The 263-nt window shown below is 43.3% G+C and carries 1 pseudogene; it reads right to left on the bottom strand.

From position 1 onward, the window contains the following. Nucleotides 1-263, bottom strand: a pseudogene (locus SB717_RS36795) (UDP-N-acetylglucosamine 1-carboxyvinyltransferase); the annotation flags it as partial.

Here is a 263-nt window from a genome sequence, read left to right as displayed (position 1 = left end):
ACTTCTCCTCCTGATGCAGCTCCTAGAATCATATACGTACCAGCTTCAATACGATCTGGGATGATAGTATGGTGACAACCATGTAAAGAGTCCACACCATCTATTCGGATTACATCTGTACCGGCACCTTTAATACGTGCTCCCATGCTTGTTAACAATGTAGCTACATCAATAATCTCGGGCTCTTTCGCTGCATTTTCAATAACAGTTCTACCTTTCGCTCGTACAGCTGCTAGCATAATATTAATCGTAGCCCCCACACT

This window comes from Priestia sp. SIMBA_032 (assembly GCF_046535215.1).
In the GTDB taxonomy this organism is placed as follows: Bacteria; Bacillota; Bacilli; order Bacillales; family Bacillaceae_H; genus Priestia; species Priestia aryabhattai.
Note: the sequence above shows the minus strand (reverse complement) of the source record. Positions and strands in the feature narration are given on the sequence as shown.